This is a genomic window from Acinetobacter bouvetii DSM 14964 = CIP 107468, from assembly GCF_000368865.1.
Taxonomy (GTDB): Bacteria; Pseudomonadota; Gammaproteobacteria; order Pseudomonadales; family Moraxellaceae; genus Acinetobacter; species Acinetobacter bouvetii.
This window is the reverse complement of record NZ_KB849725.1, coordinates 373282-393347: the sequence shown is the minus strand read 5'-3', so window position 1 is coordinate 393347 and position 20066 is coordinate 373282. Positions and strand designations below refer to the sequence as shown.

Annotated in this window: 14 protein-coding genes and 3 tRNA genes; 8 read left to right on the top strand and 9 right to left on the bottom strand. The window is 45.9% G+C overall.

The annotated features are described in order from the left end of the window. Nucleotides 1-101: 101 nt before the first annotated feature. The 6 genes from F941_RS01870 to F941_RS01845 form a co-directional block, all read right to left on the bottom strand. A complete protein-coding gene (locus tag F941_RS01870; protein ID WP_005007154.1) occupies nucleotides 102-1343 on the bottom strand; it encodes an OprD family outer membrane porin in 1242 nt (413 codons plus the stop codon). 515 nt (nucleotides 1344-1858) lie between these two features. Continuing rightward, nucleotides 1859-2878, bottom strand: coding sequence for a 4-hydroxy-2-oxovalerate aldolase (gene dmpG, locus F941_RS01865; protein WP_005007151.1), 1020 nt, complete (start codon nucleotides 2876-2878; stop codon nucleotides 1859-1861). A gap of 10 nt (nucleotides 2879-2888) precedes the next feature. After that, nucleotides 2889-3791, bottom strand: coding sequence for an acetaldehyde dehydrogenase (acetylating) (locus F941_RS01860; RefSeq protein WP_005007150.1), 903 nt, complete (start codon nucleotides 3789-3791; stop codon nucleotides 2889-2891). A 37-nt stretch (nucleotides 3792-3828) separates the two neighbouring features. After that, nucleotides 3829-4626 (bottom strand): 2-keto-4-pentenoate hydratase, encoded by a 798-nt coding sequence (mhpD, locus tag F941_RS01855; protein WP_005007149.1) that lies wholly within the window; start codon nucleotides 4624-4626, stop codon nucleotides 3829-3831. Between the two features lie 557 nt (nucleotides 4627-5183). After that, nucleotides 5184-5852, bottom strand: a complete 669-nt coding sequence (locus tag F941_RS01850) for an HAD-IA family hydrolase (RefSeq protein WP_005007148.1) — start codon at nucleotides 5850-5852, stop codon at nucleotides 5184-5186. Nucleotides 5853-6084: 232 nt separating this feature from the next. Then, nucleotides 6085-7053, bottom strand: a complete 969-nt coding sequence (locus F941_RS01845; protein WP_005007147.1) for an RluA family pseudouridine synthase — start codon at nucleotides 7051-7053, stop codon at nucleotides 6085-6087. 759 nt (nucleotides 7054-7812) lie between these two features. Between F941_RS01845 and F941_RS01835 the strand changes: the two genes are divergently transcribed. The 5 genes from F941_RS01835 (at nucleotide 7813) to F941_RS01815 (ending at nucleotide 13761) form a co-directional block, all read left to right on the top strand. Further along, nucleotides 7813-11100: an Rne/Rng family ribonuclease gene (locus tag F941_RS01835; protein WP_005007146.1), complete on the top strand. Its 3288-nt coding sequence runs from the start codon at nucleotides 7813-7815 to the stop codon at nucleotides 11098-11100. Between the two features lie 189 nt (nucleotides 11101-11289). After that, entirely contained in the window at nucleotides 11290-13131 is a 1842-nt protein-coding gene (locus tag F941_RS01830; protein ID WP_005007145.1) for a long-chain-acyl-CoA synthetase, read from the top strand. Nucleotides 13132-13262: 131 nt separating this feature from the next. Beyond that, nucleotides 13263-13338, top strand: a tRNA-Lys gene (locus F941_RS01825). A 49-nt stretch (nucleotides 13339-13387) separates the two neighbouring features. Then, nucleotides 13388-13463, top strand: a tRNA-Lys gene (locus tag F941_RS01820). Between the two features lie 222 nt (nucleotides 13464-13685). Further along, a tRNA-Lys gene (locus F941_RS01815) sits at nucleotides 13686-13761 on the top strand. 51 nt (nucleotides 13762-13812) lie between these two features. On the opposite strand, the gene F941_RS01810 is transcribed toward F941_RS01815, so the two are convergent. Next, nucleotides 13813-14487 carry a hypothetical protein gene (locus F941_RS01810; protein ID WP_018572734.1) on the bottom strand — a complete coding sequence of 225 codons (675 nt, stop codon included), beginning with the start codon at nucleotides 14485-14487 and terminating at the stop codon, nucleotides 13813-13815. A gap of 300 nt (nucleotides 14488-14787) precedes the next feature. Between F941_RS01810 and F941_RS01805 the strand changes: the two genes are divergently transcribed. Then, the gene (locus F941_RS01805) at nucleotides 14788-15048 is read left to right on the top strand and encodes a PspC domain-containing protein (protein WP_005007143.1); all 261 of its coding nucleotides are present in this window, start codon (nucleotides 14788-14790) and stop codon (nucleotides 15046-15048) included. 90 nt (nucleotides 15049-15138) lie between these two features. On the opposite strand, the gene F941_RS01800 is transcribed toward F941_RS01805, so the two are convergent. Beyond that, nucleotides 15139-16251 (bottom strand): HPP family protein, encoded by a 1113-nt coding sequence (locus F941_RS01800; RefSeq protein ID WP_026253380.1) that lies wholly within the window; start codon nucleotides 16249-16251, stop codon nucleotides 15139-15141. Nucleotides 16252-16342: 91 nt separating this feature from the next. Continuing rightward, the gene (locus F941_RS01795) at nucleotides 16343-16708 is read right to left on the bottom strand and encodes a hypothetical protein (protein ID WP_018572733.1); all 366 of its coding nucleotides are present in this window, start codon (nucleotides 16706-16708) and stop codon (nucleotides 16343-16345) included. Between the two features lie 253 nt (nucleotides 16709-16961). Here F941_RS01795 and glyQ point away from each other — a divergent pair, with 253 nt between their 5' ends. Continuing rightward, complete coding sequence (glyQ, locus tag F941_RS01790; RefSeq protein WP_005007135.1) at nucleotides 16962-17936, top strand: glycine--tRNA ligase subunit alpha; 975 nt, start codon at nucleotides 16962-16964, stop codon at nucleotides 17934-17936. Beyond that, nucleotides 17936-20005, top strand: a complete 2070-nt coding sequence (glyS, locus tag F941_RS01785; protein ID WP_005007134.1) for a glycine--tRNA ligase subunit beta — start codon at nucleotides 17936-17938, stop codon at nucleotides 20003-20005. Before glyQ ends, glyS begins: the two co-directional genes overlap by 1 nt. The last annotated feature ends 61 nt before the right edge of the window (nucleotides 20006-20066 follow it).

Genomic DNA, 20066 nt, shown 5'->3' with positions numbered 1-20066 from the left:
ATGCAGACCACTCAGAGTTTACCTTCCGGCAGCGGGCTGTTGAATTTTTTCAGCGTAAAAAAAGGGCGGCTTTTCCAGCCGCCTTTTTTTATCGCAATCTATTAAAATTTATACGTATAAGTCGTTGCTACACGATATTCCTTAAGATCGGATTTCCAATCATAGTTGGCATCAATGTACATGGCTTGAAAGCCCAAGCCCTTCAGCTTACCTTCTGGCACGCTATAGTTCACAATCAAATTCAGCTCATCTGACTTCTGATCCGTTTTACCCGCGACTTTTGCATCTGAACCCGTGAAATAAACCGCCGTGGCATTTAAGCCTTTTGCGCCCAATTCAGAGAAGTCATAGCCATAGGTAAAACCCCATGATTTTTCGTCCGGATTGGTAAATGTCGCCACGCCCCAGTTGACTAAATACGGCTGCGGCACCCAACCGCCCAACGTCGGGAAGGCGCTATCGCCAAACATCTGCTGATAGCCCAGACCTACAGTATGCGCGCCATAGTTGACTTTCGCGCCCACAGATAAGGCCTGGTTATCAATGTCGCCATACAGCTTGTCGCCAGACTCCGAGTTGTCAAAATACCGGATGTGGCTGTCCAATTTGACTTTTTCACCCAGTTTGGTTTTGTAGCTTGCGCCGGCATAATGCTGCTGATAAATGTCTTTCACATCTGCATACCAGTAGCTGCCGCCAATTTCTGGAGTAAACTGGTGATCTACGCCCGCAATATACATGCCATCCGCTTTGGCGCCATTGTCATAGGCAGGCGGTGCAAATTTGGTTAAGTCACGGAACTGGTTGTCATAACGGTTGTTGATGCCGTCAATGTAGGCCAAAGTCAATTTGGTATCTTTAATGTCTTTCGATTCCAGCCAAGCGCCGCTGTAAGTGGTCAGCAGCTGACGAGACGGATCGAAGACTAAAACCGGTGAAACAGGCAATAACTCACCCACTTTTAATTCAGTTTGCGACACTTTGGCTTTTAAGGTTGCGCCCACTTTGCCAAAGTTGTCTTTCGACTCTTTGCCATCATGTGGCAGCACCCAGTCTGGATTCTTATCACGGCCATTCAATTTAAAAGCATGCTGCACCAAAAGATCGGCGCCGACTTGAATGCCGCCGCCAATATCCGCATAGCCAGACTTGGCATCCAAAGTCACGCCTTGTGACCATGAACCCCAATTGGCAGCAGAGTTTTCTTGAATTTGACGGTCTAAATAGAAATTTTTAAATTTTAGCTGTACTTGGCTGTCGTCAATAAAGTCCGCATGTGATGCAGCTGTCCCTAACGTTGCTGTCGCAGCAAAAATTGCTATCCATAAATTTTGACGACGCATGGCTGAATTCCTAATAATCAGATTAAGCTATCGCCTTATCATGCAGAACTCTCTGCTTTCAAGAAATCCGACCACAGTATTAAAGATTCATCCGCATCCGGTAAAATTCATGCCGATGCAGGAAAGCCCGCTCAAAGGCTTAATACCTTTAAACAATAAGATGATTTGATTTTTTATTCGCCATTAATTAATAAGACATTGTTAAAAAAAGATTTTTTATAAGATTTAATAAATATTTCAGACAAATGAATATTATTGATCGCTTTTAAGTTTAAGTGCGCGCCCCCCCTCTCTAAGTTCATGAATCTATTAATATAAAACGGGTATGACGTGATATTTCAGAACTATAATAAATTTAAAATAATTCTGCAGACTCCGTTAAAAGCAGCTGGCTCTGCTGCCGGAACTGCAGCGCTGCATCGCGCCGGAGCATCTGCTGCAGCATCCATCCGCCATAAAAAAGCGCCCTTCCGGACGCTTTCATTGACTTAAATTTTCAACAGGTATTTTAAAAATTAAGCATTCGCTTCTTTGGCTTTCGACATGGTCAATGCCAAGTCTTCAATCATGTCTTCCTGACCGCCTACCGTACCGCGACGACCAAGTTCAAGAAGGATTTCACGCGCAGAAACACCATATTTCGCTTCAGCACGTTTTGCAAACAATAGAAATGATGAGTAAACACCCGCATAACCTAAAGTCGCTGCATCACGGTCAGCACGAATTGGGTTGTGCATCATTGGAATAACTAAATCTTCTGCAATATCTTGTACTTTGAACAAGTCTACGCCAGTTTCCATTTGCATACGGTTTGCAACAGCTACAAATAGCTCAAGTGGTGTATTACCCGCACCAGCACCAAGACCCGCAGATGCTAAATCGACACGAATTGCACCCGCTTCAACTGCAGCAACAGTGTTTGCCACGCCCATACCTAAGTTATGGTGACCATGGAAACCAATTTCGATATTTGAATCTAGGTTTTGACGTAAAGCACCAACGCGATCTTTAACATCTTGCGGAAGCATATAACCAGCAGAGTCAGTGACATAGATACAGTTTGCACCGTATGACACCATCTTTTTAGCTTCTTCTAAAAGACGTTCAGGAGATGCCATGTGTGCCATCATTAAGAAGCCCACAGTGTCCATACCCAACTTACGTGCAGCAGTAATGTGCTGTTCTGAACAGTCTGCTTCAGTTGAATGCGTTGCAACACGAATCGTTGAAACACCAATTTCATGTGCCATTTTCAAATGGTCAACTGTCCCAATACCCGGTAACAACAATGCTGTTACTTTGGCATTTTTCATACGTGGTACAACAGCAGATAAATACTCTTCATCTGTTGCAGCAGCAAAACCGTAGTTCACCGAGTTACCACCTAAACCATCACCATGTGTAACCTCAATTAAAGGTACACCTGCTTCATCCAAAGCAGTTGAAATAGCAATCATCTGTTCAACAGTGGTTTGATGGCGCTGCGGGTGCATACCATCACGTAGTGTCATATCGTTAATAATCACTTTAGACATGGTGTGCTCCTTAAGCTTCAGCAACTTGTGATGCGATTAAACGCTCTGCAAACATTTCTGCAGTCCGTGCAGCGGCAGCTGTCATAATATCGAGGTTACCTGCATATTTCGGTAAGAAATCACCCAAACCTTCTACTTCTAAGAAGATTGATACACGGTTACCATCAAAAACAGGACCATTTACAAGTTTATAACCTGGTACATATTTTTGAACTTGTTCGATCATGGCATGAACTGCTTCAGTAATCGCTGCTTGATCAGGCTCACCTTCAACCAAACAATGCACTGTATCACGCATGTATACTGGTGGCTCAGCAGGGTTAATGATGATGATCGCTTTACCTTGTTTCGCACCGCCCACTTTTTCAATGGCACTTGCTGTTGTACGGGTAAATTCATCAATGTTTTTACGTGTACCAGGACCAATTGATTTCGTTGATGCTGTCGCGATGATTTCGCCATAGTTCACAGGCTGAACACTTGCGATTGCAGCAATCATTGGAATGGTTGCCTGACCGCCGCAAGTCACCATGTTCACGTTAGGAACTTCACCTTGTTCAAGCAATGCTTCAAGGTTCACTGGTGGTACGCAGAATGGACCAATTGCTGCAGGTGTCAAGTCAATCATTAACACGCCAAGTTCATTCAACTTACGGCTGTTTTCTGCATGTACATAAGCAGAAGTCGCATCAAATGCAATTTTGATGTCATCGGCAATTACGTGAGGCAGTAAACCATCTACACCTTCCGCCGTAGTTTTCAAACCCATTTTCACAGCGCGTGCAAGGCCTTCAGAGGTCGGATCAATGCCCACCATCCACACTGGCTCCAGCCATTCGCTGCGTTGAAGTTTATAAAGCAAATCAGTACCGATATTCCCTGGACCGATCATTGCGCATTTAATCTTTTTCATGAACAATTTCTCTGTAAATACGTTATAAAATTCAAGCTTATTCAGCTGCGAATGCTGCAGTCACTGAACCAAAACCTTCAATTTCTACAACAAATTCATCACCGGCATTGGCCACAACCATTGGACCAAGCGCGCCTGTTAAAATAATGTCGCCTGCAAGCAATGGACGGCCGCGGCGCACCATCTCATCGGCAAGCCAAACTGCGGCATTTAATGGATTTGAAAGACAGGCTTTACCCACACCTTGCGATACCACTTCACCCGCACGGGTCATGGTCATTTTGCAATTTACAAGGTCAAGGTTTTCAAGCTTCACAGGACGTGAACCCAGAACATACGCTGCAGAAGATGCGTTGTCTGCAACGGTATCAATCAAACTGATTTTCCAGTTTTCGATACGGCTATCCACCACTTCTACCGCAGGAAGTGCATAATCAGTCGCGCTGATAATGTCTGCGTAAGTGTGTTTTTCTTGCGTTAAATCTTTATTAATGATTAAAGCGATTTCCGCTTCAACTTTAGGCTGGATCAAAAGACCTGCAGGGATTGCTTCGCCATCGCCGTAAGCCATGTCCGCAAACAGCATGCCGAAGTCTGGAGAGTCAACACCCAGCTGCTTTTGTACCGCAATTGATGTTAAACCAATTTTACGCCCCACTAAACGGCGGCCTTCTTTAAGCGCACGTTCAGTATTGATTTCTTGTACCGCATAAGCGATATCTACATCAGCACCTTCACCGCCAAGCTGTGGACGAATTGGCGCAATCGCAGTTTTTGATAATTCAGCTTCGCGTAAAGCGAAAGCAACTGATTCAACAACAGCAGAATTCGACATCAATGTTTCCTTAAACTGCAAAAATTGGACTTATACCGTTATCGATGGATGATGCGATGAACAACGAGAAAAATCTGTGAACTGATCAAAGCTATCAGCAAATGGGTGCTGCCCATCTTGGCAAACGTGTATATGTATAAACAGTTTTAGAATCGGAAAATTGCGGTTTTTATGCCAATACTTATTTTATTTATGACAATAGCTAATTCCTATAAATTAACTTGGTTTTATTTTTAAAAAACAAACATATAAAAAAATATGAAAAAATGCTTTCTTGCTCCAGTTTCGGGCTAAATTGTCAGATTCATAAAATCATCAGTAATCTACGACTAAAAGACTAGATGATTTGCCTGTTTTTAGTACGAATCCCATATTGGAGGGGAAAACCATAAAAATATCAGCCAACGAATCAATATCTTATATTTTATCATCAATCATGCCTATCTTTAGCCTGCATGACTGTCCATGAACTTTTGACCGTCAAACATCAGCAGACCAACTGAAATAAACATAAAAAATGGTGATTTCAAATCACCATTTTCAGCATCCCGCTTATATCAAACAGCCTGTTTGATATTCACATGCTTTAATAACAGTTGATGCAAATCCGCAACATCATCAGCAATGGCCAACGGATTATAACGGGCAAGCACTTCAGGGGCATGCACCCCATAACTTACGCCGATACGCGGCATGGCGATATTTTGTGCCATTTCCAGATCATAAGAGGTATCACCGACCATAATGGCATTTTCAACATGGATCTCAGTGGCCTGTAAAATTTCAGTCAACATTAAAGGATCAGGCTTGGATTTGGTTTCACTGGCTGCACGGGTCACATCAAACAGCTCCTGGCTTGAAGTTTGATTCAGCACCCGGTCTAAACCTTTACGGCTTTTACCTGTGGCGACCGCAAGTTTTAAGCCCTGTGCTTTTAAATCTTGCAGCATCACTGCAACACCTTCAAACCAGACATCTCCTTTGGAGTTTTCTACATAATGAGTGGCATAGCACTGCAAAATATCATGATGCAGCTCAGGCACAGCTGGAAATAAGACTTGAGCCACTTCCGGCAAGCCTAGGCCAATAATGCTTTTTGCCGCAGCATCTGTAAGCGGCTGATTGAACTGCTGTGCTGCAAATTGCAAACTCGCGACAATCTGACCCACTGAATCGAATAGTGTTCCATCCCAGTCAAAAATGATGAGTTCAACTGGCTTTTTCATATGTATTTTTTCCAATATTTTATTCAATTTTTAAATCACTGCTCTGTGCAAAGCACATACCAGTACCCCCCTAATGAAGGAGTGCTTCTCACCTTTCACAAGTTGGGAGATTTTTCGATAAATCAATTGGGGTATTCCCTCATCTCCTTTTAGGAGATGAGGGAATACTGTTGCTTAAGGGGGAGGTGCTTTTAGCCTCTATAAATAAAGCATAACCCACATTAAGCAAGGCTTATTCGTCATCGTCCTTCACAGCAGGCTTATCCGCTTTCTGCGCACGAAGCTGAGCCACAAGGCTTTGCATATCTTCCGGCAGCGGCGCTTCAATCGCTGGATAGCCTGGAATGTCCAAACGCATCGCATGCAGGCACAAACGGCGCGGTTTTGGCCCTTTATAATCCGTTTCATGGCCATATTTATCATCACCTACCAGCGGATGCCCGATACTTAAGCCGTGCACACGGATCTGATGCGTACGCCCAGACAGCGGCTGCGCATACACCAAGGTGGCATGCATGAAACGTTCTTCGACATTCCACTGCGTTTTAGACTCTTTCCCTTCTTTGGGTGATACACAGACACGACGCTCACCATTAGCCAGTTCATAACGGTGTAAAGGCGCATTAATTAATTGCTTATCTAAAGCAACCTTGCCCTTAACCACAGCAGCATAAGTTTTCTTAATTTTATGCTCACGAAGTAAATCCTGTAAGGTTCTCAAAACGCTGCGCTTTTTAGAGATCATCACTAGGCCTGACGTGTCACGGTCAATACGGTGTACAAGCTCTAAATACTTCTTACCGGTTGCTGCACGCAAGCCTTCAATTAAGCCATAGGCCACGCCGCTGCCGCCATGCACGGCAATGCCTGAAGGCTTATTGACCACCATGAGGCCTTCATCTTCATAGACCACCCGGCTCAGCAGGCTCTGCGCCACTTTGTCCGAAACAGGTACAGCCGACTCATCTTTTTGCTCATAGCGGATCGGCGCAACACGCACTTGGTCGCCAATATTCAGCTTGGTTTCCGCTTTTACACGCTTTTTATTGACACGCACCTGACTTTCGCGGATCAAGCGGTAAATGCGGCTTTTCGGCACACCTTTTAGACGGCTAAACAGGAAATTATCAATACGCTGACCGGCTTGATGCTCATCCACTTCAAACCAAGTGACGCTTTGCCATTGCTGTGTAGAATTCATACAGTTACTGTGACCTAAAAAAAATACCGAAATTGATTAAAAACTGATCATTTAGGCTATGCTTTACACAAGAAACATAAGCTTAGCCCATAGGCAGATGATGCAAGGTTTGATATAGTCAGCGCACGGAAACCATCGTAAGTGAGTAAAAGTTGGTTCATTTCAGATTTTCTGAAGATGGCTGCCCTATACTGAACTCACATAAAACGGGAAGGTCCCCAAAGAATTATGCCGACGCCGAAGGCTTATTATATCGGCAAAACAGCAAGCTGTTGCGTTTAATTGCATCTTAAGATGCAAAAGCAGCCTGCTCCAAAAAAATATGCTGCCAACTTTGTTGGTTTTTAAACGTAAACTGATACACATCAGATCAGTCGCACCCTGATGCCGCATTCAGGCTACAGCGTTTGATGCATTGGATCTGCACAAATTGCAAAGATACGATGATAATTCCGTATCAAGACATTCCCTCAATATACAGGAATGCTCTTAGAGCAATGTGACAGTGAAAGTTACTCACATCCAATGCACCGCTCGTCCGCCAGTGAATCGCACAGGTGACTTTAATCGTTTAAAGATTGAAGCCGTATTGCCATCATCAATACGTGAATCATAAACCGAAGCCCACCAAAAAAGGCCGGTAAGTAAAGCTCAGGACGCAAAGTGTTCTTTAAGGACTGAGCAATTGATCCGTGATGCGTGATGTCCGCTGCGTGTATAGCGACGTTTTGCTGTGTATCACTATTAGGTGTTACACCCATGAAACGTATGTTGATTAATGCAACACATGCAGAAGAGATTCGCGTTGCACTTGTCACTGGTCAGCGTCTTTACGATTTCGACTTAGAGAATCGTACCCGTGAGCAAAAAAAATCAAATATCTATAAAGGTCACGTGACTCGCGTAGAGCCTTCTTTAGAAGCTGTCTTTGTAGAATATGGCGCAGGCCGCCAAGGCTTCCTGTCTATGCGGGAAATTGCCAATTCATATTTCAAAGCCGATCCTCGCCAAACGTCTAATATCCGTGAATTGATCACTGAAGGCACAGAGCTTTTGGTTCAAGTGGAAAAAGAAGAACGCGGCAATAAAGGCGCGGCTTTATCTACATTTATATCACTGGCCGGCCGTTATTTAGTTTTAATGCCAAACAACCCGAAAGGCGGCGGCATCAGCCGTCAGATTTCAGGTTCAGTCCGTGACGAATTGAAAGAAATGCTGGCCTCTTTAAGCGTGCCGCGCGGCATGAGCGTGATTGTGCGTACTGCAGGCATTGGCCGTTCTCAAGAAGAACTGCAGCTGGATCTGCAGCACTTGCTGGATCTTTGGGCGCAAATCCAAAGCACTGCAAGCGCTGGCCCGTCTCCAATGCTGGTTCATCAGGAAGCTGGCGTAGTCACTCGCGCAATCCGCGATTACCTGCGTGACGATGTTGCTGAAATCTTAATTGACTCAGAACAAGCGTATAACGAAGCGTACAACTTTGTTAAAGCTGTGATGCCGCGTCAAATTGACAAGCTGAAAACCTATACTTTAAATGAGCCTTTGTTTGCTCACTTTGGTATTGAAAGCCAAATTCAAACTGCGTATGAACGTGAAGTAAAACTTCCTTCTGGCGGCTCAATCGTCATCGACCAAACCGAAGCTTTGGTTTCTATCGATATCAACTCTGCAAAATCTACCCGTGGTCATGACGTTGAAGAAACAGCGCTCAACACCAACTTAGAAGCAGCCGAAGAAATTGCCCGTCAATTGCGTTTACGCGACATCGGCGGCTTAGTTGTAATCGACTTTATCGACATGACCAAAGACCGCAACCAGCGCATGGTTGAAGCGAAACTTCGCGAAGCAACGCAAAGCGACCGCGCACGCATCCAATTCGGTCAATTATCTCGCTTCGGCTTGATGGAAATGAGCCGTCAGCGCCTGCGTCCTTCTCTTGAAGAAGCGACTGGTTATGTTTGCCCGCGCTGCCACGGTACAGGCATGGTGCGTGACCTGCGCTCACTTTCACTTTCAATTATGCGTAAAGTGGAAGAGATTGCCCTGCGTGAACGTCATGGTGAAGTTCAGGTTGAAGTGCCAGTTGAAATTGCTGCGTTCTTACTCAATGAAAAGCGCCACAGCCTGGTTTACCTCGAGCAAACCTCTAATGTTCGTGTGACTGTATTGCCGCATCCGCATTTAGAAACGCCGCACTACGAAATTTCGTATAACCCGGAAGGCTTTGCGCCGACAAGTTACGAGCGTACAGAAGCCACCCGCTCTAGCGAAAAAGAATTAGGCTATGAAGCCGCTGAATGGCATTTAGAGGGTGAGCAGCCTGCTCAAGCGCCTGCTCAGCCGCAAGACAAAGCTCAGAAAAAGCAAAGGCATGCAGCACAGCAGCAGCCAGCAGTTCAGGCTGTGCCTGCACAAGCCTCTGCCAGCCCATGTGCTTGGCTGGAAAATCTGTTTGTTCAAAAACAGGCAGCAACAATTGACCAATCACGCACTGCCAACAATGCAGCTGCAGCCATTGAACAAATGGTGAATGGCGGCGCAGTAAGCCGCGGTCAAATGGGTCAAGTTTCAGCAGCGCCAGCGCCTGCTGCCATTGTTCCTGCGAACAATGCTTATTTGACACCATCGACTGTAGCGCAAAAAGCAGATGGCCGTGATGCGGACAAACCTGCTGAAAAAGACGAAAAAGCGCCGCGCCACAACAACGGCAATAAAAAGCCGCAGCGCAACAAGCACAAAGAGCCTCGCGAACAAGCGCCTCAAGAAAATGCCGCACATCAAGTGCACGAGGAAATTGTTCAAGTCTCTCGCCAAGAGCAGCGTCAGGAAGCGCGTGACAACAAACGCAATTCTCGCCGCCAGCACAGCAATGAGCAGCAGCAGGATGTTCAAAACAATGAGCAGCAGCCGCAAAATAGCGTACCGCGCCGTGACCGCAACAGCCAGCGTCCAAACCGCCCGAACCGCAACCGCGACCAAAGCGTATTGAACGAACAGGCTGCAGCACCGCAAGAAGCCGCAGCTGAACACGCTGCCCCTTCCCGCCAGCCTAAAGTTGAAACCATCGATGCGCCGCACCAGGACATCATGCCGACAGCATTGGTGGTGAATGTTGATCAGGCGCAAAGTGAGATTATCGCTCTTGCGGCTGAAGTGCAGCCAGCAGCAGAAACCGCTAAACCTGAAAAAGCAGCTAAAGCGCCTGCGCCTCATAAAGAGAAAGCGCCTGCTGAAGCGGCTCCAGCTAAGCAGCAAGAGAAGCACGCAGAACACAAGCCTCGCCAAGAGCAGGTTCAGCGCGCCAGCAATGATCCGCGCCAGCGCCGCCGCCAGCAGCGTGAAGGCCAAGTCCGTCAAGCCGCAGCGCCAAAAATTGCGCCGTCGCAAGTGCCTACATTGGGCCAATACACTGTCGGCAGCCTGATCAGCCATGTGTATGGTGCTGACTGTTCGGTGCTGATTGAGCAGTTTGGCTTAATTCCAACATTCAACCGCGCTCTGCAAAAGTTCACGGAAGAATATGCAGCAACGCTGACCGCTCCAGCAGCGGCGCCTACTGAGAAAAAGCCGGTAACGCGTGATGTGGCAATTGCAAAAGCCGCGCCTGAAGCTGAACCTGCTGCTGTGCTGGACTTGATCCCGCCAAAACCTGCGTCTGAAAGCCGGGTTGCCAATGACCCGCGCGAACGCCGCCGTTTGGCCAAGCAAGCGCTGGAACAGGCAAAACAAACGCATGCCGAAGAGCCGGTAAAAGCTGAAGCTGCTGTTGAACCTGCTGCAGAAGCAGCGGCGCCTGTACAAGAAAGCAAACCGGCAGTTCAAGCCGAAGCCGCTCCTGAACCTGTTCAAGCCGAACTGGCTGTAGCTGTAGAAGACGTGAAAGCTGAAGCGCCAGCTGAAACTGAACACGTGCAAGCAGAAGCTCAAAATCTTGAAAATACAGAAACTTCTGAAGCTGAAGAGGCTAAAGCGGAAAAGGACAAGCCAGTTCGTCCACGCCGTCCGCGCGGCCGTCCGCCAAAGAAAGCAAACACCGCAGCAGAGTAAGCATTTGCTCAATTGCAGGTGATTAAAAAAATCCAGTCATTTCGGTGACTGGATTTTTTTTGTTACTTTTGTCAGATTAGGTTGATTGCACTAGAACGAAACGATTAAAAGACAAGTGTGAAATTAACGCAAAAGTTTTTTTGCAGAGAAAGAAACCGCATTGGACGGCGAAAAATAAATAGGATTATTATGAGTCAAACTACACAACACGATCTAATTGGGATTGCTGATGTCGCAGCAAAAATTCCGGGCTTTATCAGCAAAGTTCCCAACTTGTTGAGTGGCCTTAAGCAAGCCTATTTACGCACGCCCAATACTCCTGCCGGTTTAGGCATTGCTTTTGAACGGGCTGTCAAACGCAACCCAAACGGCAACGCCCTGCTGTTTGAAGATCAAAAATATACATATAATGAGCTCAATGCATGGGCCAACCAGATTGCGCATTACTGCCTGTCGATCGGCGCGCAAAAGGGCGATGTCATTGCCGTCATGGTGGAAAACCGCCCTGAATTGGTAGCGTCTATTATCGCGCTGGCAAAAATCGGCGTGACAGCAGCGCTGGTCAATACAGCGCAAACAGGCAAAGTGCTGGTTCACAGCATCAACCTGGTCAATCCGATTGCGCTGATTGCCGGAGAAGAATGTCGTGAAGCAGTAGACGAGATCCGTAATGATTTAAATTTGGCAGCTGACCGCTTCCATTGGTTTGCAGATCAGGCGACACGCCAAAACGCCGGAACCGCACCGCAAGGCTTCATCAATTTAGCCAGCGTTATTGATGAATTTCCAACCTTCAATCCAGCAACGACCCACAGCGTAAAAGGCAAAGATGGGCTGTTCTATATTTACACATCAGGCACAACCGGCTTGCCCAAAGCGGTTATTTTCACCAACAGCCGCTGGACGCTGGCCTACGGCACTTATGGCCATGTGCTGAATTTAAATGAGCAAGACGTCATGTACGTGACGCTCCCGCTGTACCATGCAACAGGCACTGTCGTGTGCTGGTGCGGCGTCATTGCAGGAGCTGCAACACTGGCTTTGCGCCGTAAATTCTCTACATCATCTTTCTGGAAAGATGTGAAAAAGTTTGATGCCTCGGCGATTGGCTACGTAGGCGAGCTTTGCCGCTACTTGATGGATGCGCCGCCTTCCGAGCTGGAAAAAGGCCACCGCGTCAAAAAAATGATCGGCAACGGCATGCGCCCCAATATCTGGGATAAATTCAAGGAGCGCTTTGGCGTAGAAGAAGTCCTTGAGCTGTATGCATCGAGCGAAGGCAACGTCGGCTTCAGCAATGTCTTCAATTTTGACAATACCGTGGGCTTCTCGCCAACGCCGTATGCCATTATTCAGTTTGATAAAGAAAAAAATGAGCCCATCCGGGATAAAAAAGGCTGGTGCATGAAAGTGAAAAAAGGCGAAGTCGGCCTGCTGGTGGGAAAAATCACCCGGCGCTCTCCTTTTGACGGCTATACCGATGCAGAAAAAAACAAGTCTGTCATCATCAAAGACATGTTTAAACATGGCGATTCATATTTCAATACAGGCGACTTAGTGCGCGACATCGGTTTCCGCCATGCGCAGTTTGTCGACCGTTTAGGCGACACTTTCCGCTGGAAAGGTGAAAACGTCTCGACCACTGAAGTCGAAAACATCGTCAGCGAATACGCCAAAATTGCCGAAGCCGTGGTTTATGGTGTAGAAATTCCCAATACCAATGGCCGTGCGGGCATGGCAGCCATCACATTGGCAGATCAAGCCGCGCTGGATGCAGCGGATTGCAAATACATGGCGGCCGAATTCAAAAAGCATCTGCCCGCTTATGCTGTTCCCGTTTTTTTGCGTGTACAGCAGAAAGTTGAAACCACGGGCACCTTTAAATATCAAAAAAATAAGCTGAAAGAACAGGCTTATGATCCAAGTCAGACGGATGAGCGCATCTTAGTGCTGTTGCCCAACAGTGAGGCGTATTGCGATTTAACGGCAGATATTTTAAAAAATATTCAAGCGTATAAATACCGTTTCTAAAACAGATAATTGCCTGTTTTATCAATAAGGCAGGCAATTTTGTTTTTTTTATAATCAAACAAAAGCAAGTTTATGTTTTTTTACTTGCGCTTGGATGAGATCTTGCTACAATACGCTCCATCAAGAGAGATGGGTCGTTAGCTCAGTTGGTAGAGCAGTAGACTTTTAATCTATTGGTCCCGCGTTCGAGTCGCGGACGACCCACCATCTTTCTAAAACATCAGTTTTAGAATACAATTTAGAAATACCCCTATATGGGTCGTTAGCTCAGTTGGTAGAGCAGTAGACTTTTAATCTATTGGTCCCGCGTTCGAGTCGCGGACGACCCACCATTCTTTCTTAGGGCTTCTTTCTTTCGTCAGTTAAAGAAATGAAACCTGCAGGTTCCGACCAAGACAAACCATTACCGTAACGGTTTTGATTCGCCATTCTCGAAATTTTGCTATACCGATGCTGCAAAATGCAGTGCTTTATGCACCTTTAAAAATCATAGATTTTTTTTGCACTCGGGTGAACCCCTAAAGCGATGCTTTAAGTTCACTGATCCTCGTTCAGGGTTGTTAGCTCAGTTGGTAGAGCAGTAGACTCTTAATCTATTGGTCGTGGGTTCGAACCCCACACAACCCACCAGATTCTTCATGCTGCAGCATAAAATAAAGTTCAAATGATCTTTATTTTAAATTATTGGCTGTTTTGATCTCGCGTCAGCACATAGGCCTTTGCCGGCTGCGGATAGCCTTTATTAAATAATTCCTGATTCCGCCCTTCACGGTCACTGCTGATTTTCTCTACATTCATCACCAAATGATCGCGGTCTTGAATACTGTAATAAAAATTCACCCCTTCTTTGCGGTGAACAATAATTTCCTGCAGCTCTTCATCCAGCGTCCACCTATCTTTTCGGTAGGTGGTATTGCCGTCTTCTGTCACCGGTTTATCGGCAAAGACTTTGCCATAATGAATAATACTGCGGTGCACCGTCCCATCCGGCAATAAATTCAGAATATATTCAGCCGTACCCTGTTTGCAGGGAATAAATCCGTCATCGCATGGAATACTGGCATGAAAGCGCCCAATAAAAACTTTGGCATATTCAGGCACGCTAATATTTTTCAACTTAGGCTGATCCGCATTCAGCGTGGCCTGGCCCGCAACATCGGTCAATTTTCCACCCTGCGCTTCTGCTTGCTTTTCCAAAGCAATATGTTCATTGGCATCTGCTGCAGAGACAGGCTGTGAGGCGGAATGATTCTGCGGCTCTGGCGGCTGCTCGCAGCCTAAAAACAGGCTGGCTGCGCTCAGCGATAAGCAGCGCATTGAACCGAATAAAGACTTTCTTTCTGCATATCCCATCATTTAACCATTACCGCTTGACTGCTGAGCGAGGTGCTGAGCATAGAATCAGCACATCATAAAAATGCTCATATCCCTGTGAACAGCATGTTGTATATCTAATTGCTCTATAAATAAAAATATTTTCACACCATGCCATGGTCCTCATTTTAATAATGTCCGCCTGTTTTTATCATCCAGCTTTACATATTTTTACTTTTTATTGGCATTTCCCCCTTTAAAACATGCAGTGCGTCACCATTCTTTATACAAGAGGGAAATTTTTACCTCTGCCCTATTTTGTTCGTTTTTAAGGAGGCTTAAATGGCCAATGTTGGTTTATACCGTTCGAACCGCTCAAATATGATTGCGGGAGTAATGGGCGGTATTGCTGAACGTTTTGGTTGGAATGTGACTTTACTGCGCATTATTTTTGTCATCATTTCCTGCATGAGTGCAGCCTTTCCAGGCATTTTAGTGTACTTGGTGCTATGGCTGGTCATGCCAAAGCAAAGTGTTGCATACAAAAATATGCAGGGCTATAAAAACCCTGTGCGCACAGTCAACGATGACCCTTTAAGCTAAAAACCTGATGTACTGATCCCTTAGACCTGCTCTTTTGGTCGCTGCAGCTTTTCCCCAAAATGCTGCAGCTTTTTTTTTGCCTCGCTTGCGCTACTCGGCCTGCTGGCGCAGATGATTCAGCTGCTGATTTAAGACGGCAATCATATCGGCACGGCTGATAATGCCCACTAAGCGCTGATGTTCGACCACAGGAATATAGTTAAAAGAGCGTTCGACAAAGTAAGGCACCAAATCTTGAATTGGCTGCTGAGGCTGTGCCGTCACCACCTGCGGATTCATAATCTGATAAACATGCTCTTCCCAAGACGCTTTAGGGTCGGCCGCCCGCTTAAACCATTCCACTACATCATACAGCGCGAGTGTGCCCACCAGCCGGTCCAAATCCGTCACCACCGGCAGGCTCATTAAATTAATCTGTTTGAATTTATCCAGCGCAGACTGAATATCATCTTCGGCGCGCAGTGAAATCACCTGTTTGGTCATAATATCCTGGCAGGTAAATTGATTCACCGCCCGGGCATTCGCCAGCTCCTGCGCCTCTAAAATAATTTTCTGTAAATCGTATTCGCTGATATCCAGCAGTTCAGTCCGCTGTTCCAGCGCATTTTGAATATCCGCCGGCTGAATGGTCACTTTCTGCGTCGGCGTCGGCGCTGCAGTTCGCGTATTCAGCTGCGCTTTTTGCGGATATTGCTTGCCGAGCAAACGGTTATACATAATCGCAATCAGCATCAGCAGCACTGAATTCAGCAGCACTGGATAAAATAAAAAGCTGTAACCCAGCTGATGCACTGCATCGCCGCCTAAAACAGCGGTAATTGCCACTGCGCCGCTGGGCGGGTGCAATGAGTCTGTGGTCATCATCAAAATGATCGCCAATGCGACCGCAATACTGAACGCTTCCGTCAAATTTGGAATGAACATGGCGCAGGTCACGCCGATTAAAGCCGCAAGGCTGTTGCCGACGACCATATTCCACGGCTGCGCCAGCGGGCTGGCGGGAACCGCAAACAGCAAAACGGAAGAAGCGCCCATCGGGGCGATGTACCATGCGTTTAGGTCGCCCAGCGCCAGCCAGCTGATAAATGATGACAGCGCCAGGCCAATCAGTGCACCCAGCCCGCACAGCAAGCGGTCTTTTAAGGGCAAGACTTTAAAGTTGGGTTTGAGCGTATTGAGCCATACAGCTTTGGAGTGGAACACGTGAACGCCTGTTTTCATTTTGACAGATGCGTAATTATAGGTTAAAGCATTTTATAAGGTGTATTTATTTTATATGTTATGAATATTAGAATTATTTACAGCATTTAAGTGATTCGTCTAACACCCACCCTATGCTCAAAACATAACGTGGACTGCCAACAACTTCAGTCACTTCATGCCGATATAAATCAGGTCTGAACAATTTAATTCTTGGTAAATTTATAATGTCTCGTTCACAGATAAACTCACCGCCCGATTGTGATTTTTTAATAATGATATTTAATCGAAAATGCCGCCCCTTTTGTACAGGATCTTGGTGTTGCGGAATCATCGATCCAACAAGAAAACGCAATAAATAGGCATCACATTCAACGCCTAACTTATTATAAATAATGAGCATTTTATCATAGCCCGATTGTTGACGACCTTTTTGCCAACGCAACCACTTCAATTCCATAAGCCTTTGAATCAATTTATTATTCCTAAAGTATATTTAATATTTATCCTCATATTCTAGCGAAAACCACCTCCACAATTTACAAATTCTTCTTCCTCAATTCTATTTTATTCTACTTAGATCCGCTCTAAGAGTTTCATAGGTTTATTTTATTCAAGATTAAAAGCCCAATACTTGATGCTAAACCTTTGCCACTCCCCAACAAAGCCCTTATAATTGAGCACAATTTTTCTCTAATTTTAAGTGGATGACCATGAGTCGCGCCATATCGCATATTGATACCTTCCAAGGCTTAATTCTTGCCTTACAAAACTATTGGGCTGAACAAGGCTGTGTGATTCTGCAGCCTTACGACATGGAAATGGGCGCTGGTACATTCCACACTGCAACATTCCTGCGCGCTTTAGGCCCTGAAACTTGGAACGCCGCTTACGTGCAGCCTTCACGCCGCCCGAAAGACGGCCGTTATGGCGAAAACCCAAACCGTTTACAGCACTACTACCAATTCCAAGTGGTGCTTAAGCCAAACCCAGACAACATCCAGCAGTTATACCTAGACTCTTTAAAAGCCATTGGTATTGATACGCTTACTCACGATATTCGCTTTGTCGAAGACAACTGGGAATCTCCAACACTGGGCGCATGGGGCTTAGGCTGGGAAGTTTGGCTCAACGGCATGGAAGTGACTCAGTTCACTTACTTCCAGCAAGTCGGCGGTGTTGAGTGCTACCCTGTGACAGGTGAAATCACTTACGGTCTTGAGCGTCTTGCAATGTACCTCCAAGGTGTAGACTCAGTTTACGATCTGGTTTGGACCAAAGGCCAGTTTGGTACTGTGACTTATGGCGATGTATTCCATCAAAACGAAGTGGAGCAATCGACCTATAACTTTGAATATGCCAACGTTGAAAAAATGTTTGAGCTGTTCGACTTCTATGAAGCTGAAGCAACCCGCTTAATGGAAGCAGAACTTCCACTGCCTGCGTATGAACAAGTGATTAAAGCATCGCATAGCTTTAACTTGCTCGATGCCCGCGGCGCGATCTCTGTAACTGAGCGTCAGCGCTACATTTTACGTGTACGTACTTTGGCGCGCTCTATTGCGCAAAGCTATGTGGCTGCACGTGCGAAGCTTGGCTTCCCAATGGCAGAACCGCATTTACGCGATGAAGTATTGGCTCAGTTAAAGGCACAAGTTGAAGAAGCAGCAAAAGAGGAGAATAAATAATGTCTAAACATACCGTTTTATTCGAACTCGGCTGTGAAGAACTTCCGCCAAAAAGCTTAAAAAAATTACGTGATGCGCTGCGAGCAGAAACAGTAAAAGGCTTAAAAGATGCAGGCCTTGCATTCGATTCTATTGAAGCTTATGCAGCGCCGCGCCGTTTGGCACTTAAAATTGTCAATGTTGATGGCGCGCAAGCGGACACGCAAAAACGTTTTGACGGCCCTGCCAAACAAGCCGCTTTTGATGCCGAAGGCAACCCGACTAAAGCGCTTGAAGGCTTTATGCGCGGTCAAGGCATCACGGTTGATCAAGTTTCAACTTTCCAAGCAGGTAAAGTTGAAAAAGTCTGCTATTTAAAAGATGTGAAAGGTCAAAGCCTTGACGTTTTACTGCCGCAAATTTTACAAACTGCGTTGGACAATCTTCCAATTGCAAAACGTATGCGTTCAGCGGCAAGCCGTACTGAATTCGTCCGTCCTGTAAAATGGGTTGTATTGTTAAAAGACAACGATGTTGTTGATGCAACCATTCAGGATCATCAAGCAGGCAATGTGACTTATGGTCACCGTTTCCATGCGCCTGAAGCGATTACTTTAGCCAATGCAGATGAATATCTTGCGAAGCTAAAAGCAGCTTATGTGGTTGCGAATTTTGAAGAGCGTCAAGCGATCATCGACCAGCAAGTGAAAGCGCTTGCGGATGAAGTGAATGCGATTGCTATTGTCCCTGCAGACTTGCGTGACGAAGTGACCGCATTGGTTGAATGGCCTGTTGCGCTGCGTGCAAGCTTTGAAGAGCGTTTCCTTGCCGTGCCGCAAGAAGCGTTGATCACCACCATGCAGGATAACCAAAAGTATTTCTGCTTAGTGAATAGCGACAATAAATTGCAGCCTTACTTCATTACCGTTTCAAATATTGAGTCTAAAGATCCAGCTCAAATTATTGAAGGTAATGAGAAAGTTGTTCGTCCTCGTTTGTCGGATGCTGAATTCTTCTTCCTGCAAGATCAAAAGCAGCCGCTTGCGTCTCGCAAAGAAAAATTGGCGAACATGGTGTTCCAAGCAGAATTGGGTACGCTGTGGAACAAATCTGAACGTATTGCAAAATTGGCTGTGGCTCTTGCTCCGATTACTGGCGCAAACCCAGCTGATGCTGAAAAAGCTGCCCTGCTTGCAAAATGCGATTTAACCTCTGAATTGGTGGGTGAATTCCCTGAGCTGCAAGGTATTGCGGGTACATACTACGCGCGTATTGAAGGCGAAAATGACGAAGTTGCAGAAGCTTTAGGCGAGCAATATCTTCCTAAATTCGCTGGCGATGTTTTACCTCAAACTAAAACAGGTACAACCATTGCCCTTGCGGACCGTTTAGATACGCTCACAGGTATTTTTGGTATTGGTCAAGCACCGACAGGTTCTAAAGACCCGTTTGCACTGCGCCGTTCTGCGATTGGTATTTTGCGTTTAGTGACTGAAAACAATCTTGATGTTTCGATTGAAGAACTCATTAAATTGGCTTTGGCTGCTTATGGCGATGTAATCAAAGATCCTGCGAAGACTTTAAACGATGCTGTTGCATTCTTAGAAGGCCGTTACCGTGCGAAATACGAAGACCAAGGTGTTGCGGTTGACGTGATTCAAGCGGTTCAAGCGCTTTCTCCAAAATCACCGCTTGATTTTGATAAGCGTGTAAATGCAGTAAATCACTTCCGTGACTTGCCTGAAGCTGCTGCGCTTGCTGCTGCCAACAAACGTGTTGCCAACATTCTTGCTAAAGAAGCTGCGCCTGAAGGCGCTGTGGTTGAAGCAAACTTGGTTGAAGATGCTGAAAAAGCATTGTTCGCTGAACTTGCTAAAGTGACTCCTGTGGTTGAGCCGTTATTTGCTGCCAAAGACTATACTGCGGCATTGTCTGCGCTTGCTGCACTGCGTGCGCCAGTCGATGCGTTCTTTGATGGCGTGATGGTGATGGCTGAAGATGCAGACTTGAAAGCAAACCGTTTACGTATGCTTGCTCAGCTTCGTGATTTGTTTACGAAAGTGGCTGATATTTCAGTGCTTCAACACTAAATTCTTAAATGGTTGTAATTTAAGCAAAAACCCGCTATAAATTAGCGGGTTTTTTATATAG

Coding starts and splice junctions, on each gene's coding strand:
- F941_RS01870 (WP_005007154.1), bottom strand. CDS start 1,343: ATGCGTCGTCAAAATTTATGGATAGCAATTTTTGCTGCGACAGCAACG.
- dmpG (WP_005007151.1), bottom strand. CDS start 2,878: ATGTCTAAAGTGATTATTAACGATATGACACTACGTGATGGTATGCAC.
- F941_RS01860 (WP_005007150.1), bottom strand. CDS start 3,791: ATGAAAAAGATTAAATGCGCAATGATCGGTCCAGGGAATATCGGTACT.
- mhpD (WP_005007149.1), bottom strand. CDS start 4,626: ATGTCGAATTCTGCTGTTGTTGAATCAGTTGCTTTCGCTTTACGCGAA.
- F941_RS01850 (WP_005007148.1), bottom strand. CDS start 5,852: ATGAAAAAGCCAGTTGAACTCATCATTTTTGACTGGGATGGAACACTA.
- F941_RS01845 (WP_005007147.1), bottom strand. CDS start 7,053: ATGAATTCTACACAGCAATGGCAAAGCGTCACTTGGTTTGAAGTGGAT.
- F941_RS01835 (WP_005007146.1), top strand. CDS start 7,813: ATGAAACGTATGTTGATTAATGCAACACATGCAGAAGAGATTCGCGTT.
- F941_RS01830 (WP_005007145.1), top strand. CDS start 11,290: ATGAGTCAAACTACACAACACGATCTAATTGGGATTGCTGATGTCGCA.
- F941_RS01810 (WP_018572734.1), bottom strand. CDS start 14,487: ATGATGGGATATGCAGAAAGAAAGTCTTTATTCGGTTCAATGCGCTGC.
- F941_RS01805 (WP_005007143.1), top strand. CDS start 14,788: ATGGCCAATGTTGGTTTATACCGTTCGAACCGCTCAAATATGATTGCG.
- F941_RS01795 (WP_018572733.1), bottom strand. CDS start 16,708: ATGGAATTGAAGTGGTTGCGTTGGCAAAAAGGTCGTCAACAATCGGGC.
- glyQ (WP_005007135.1), top strand. CDS start 16,962: ATGAGTCGCGCCATATCGCATATTGATACCTTCCAAGGCTTAATTCTT.
- glyS (WP_005007134.1), top strand. CDS start 17,936: ATGTCTAAACATACCGTTTTATTCGAACTCGGCTGTGAAGAACTTCCG.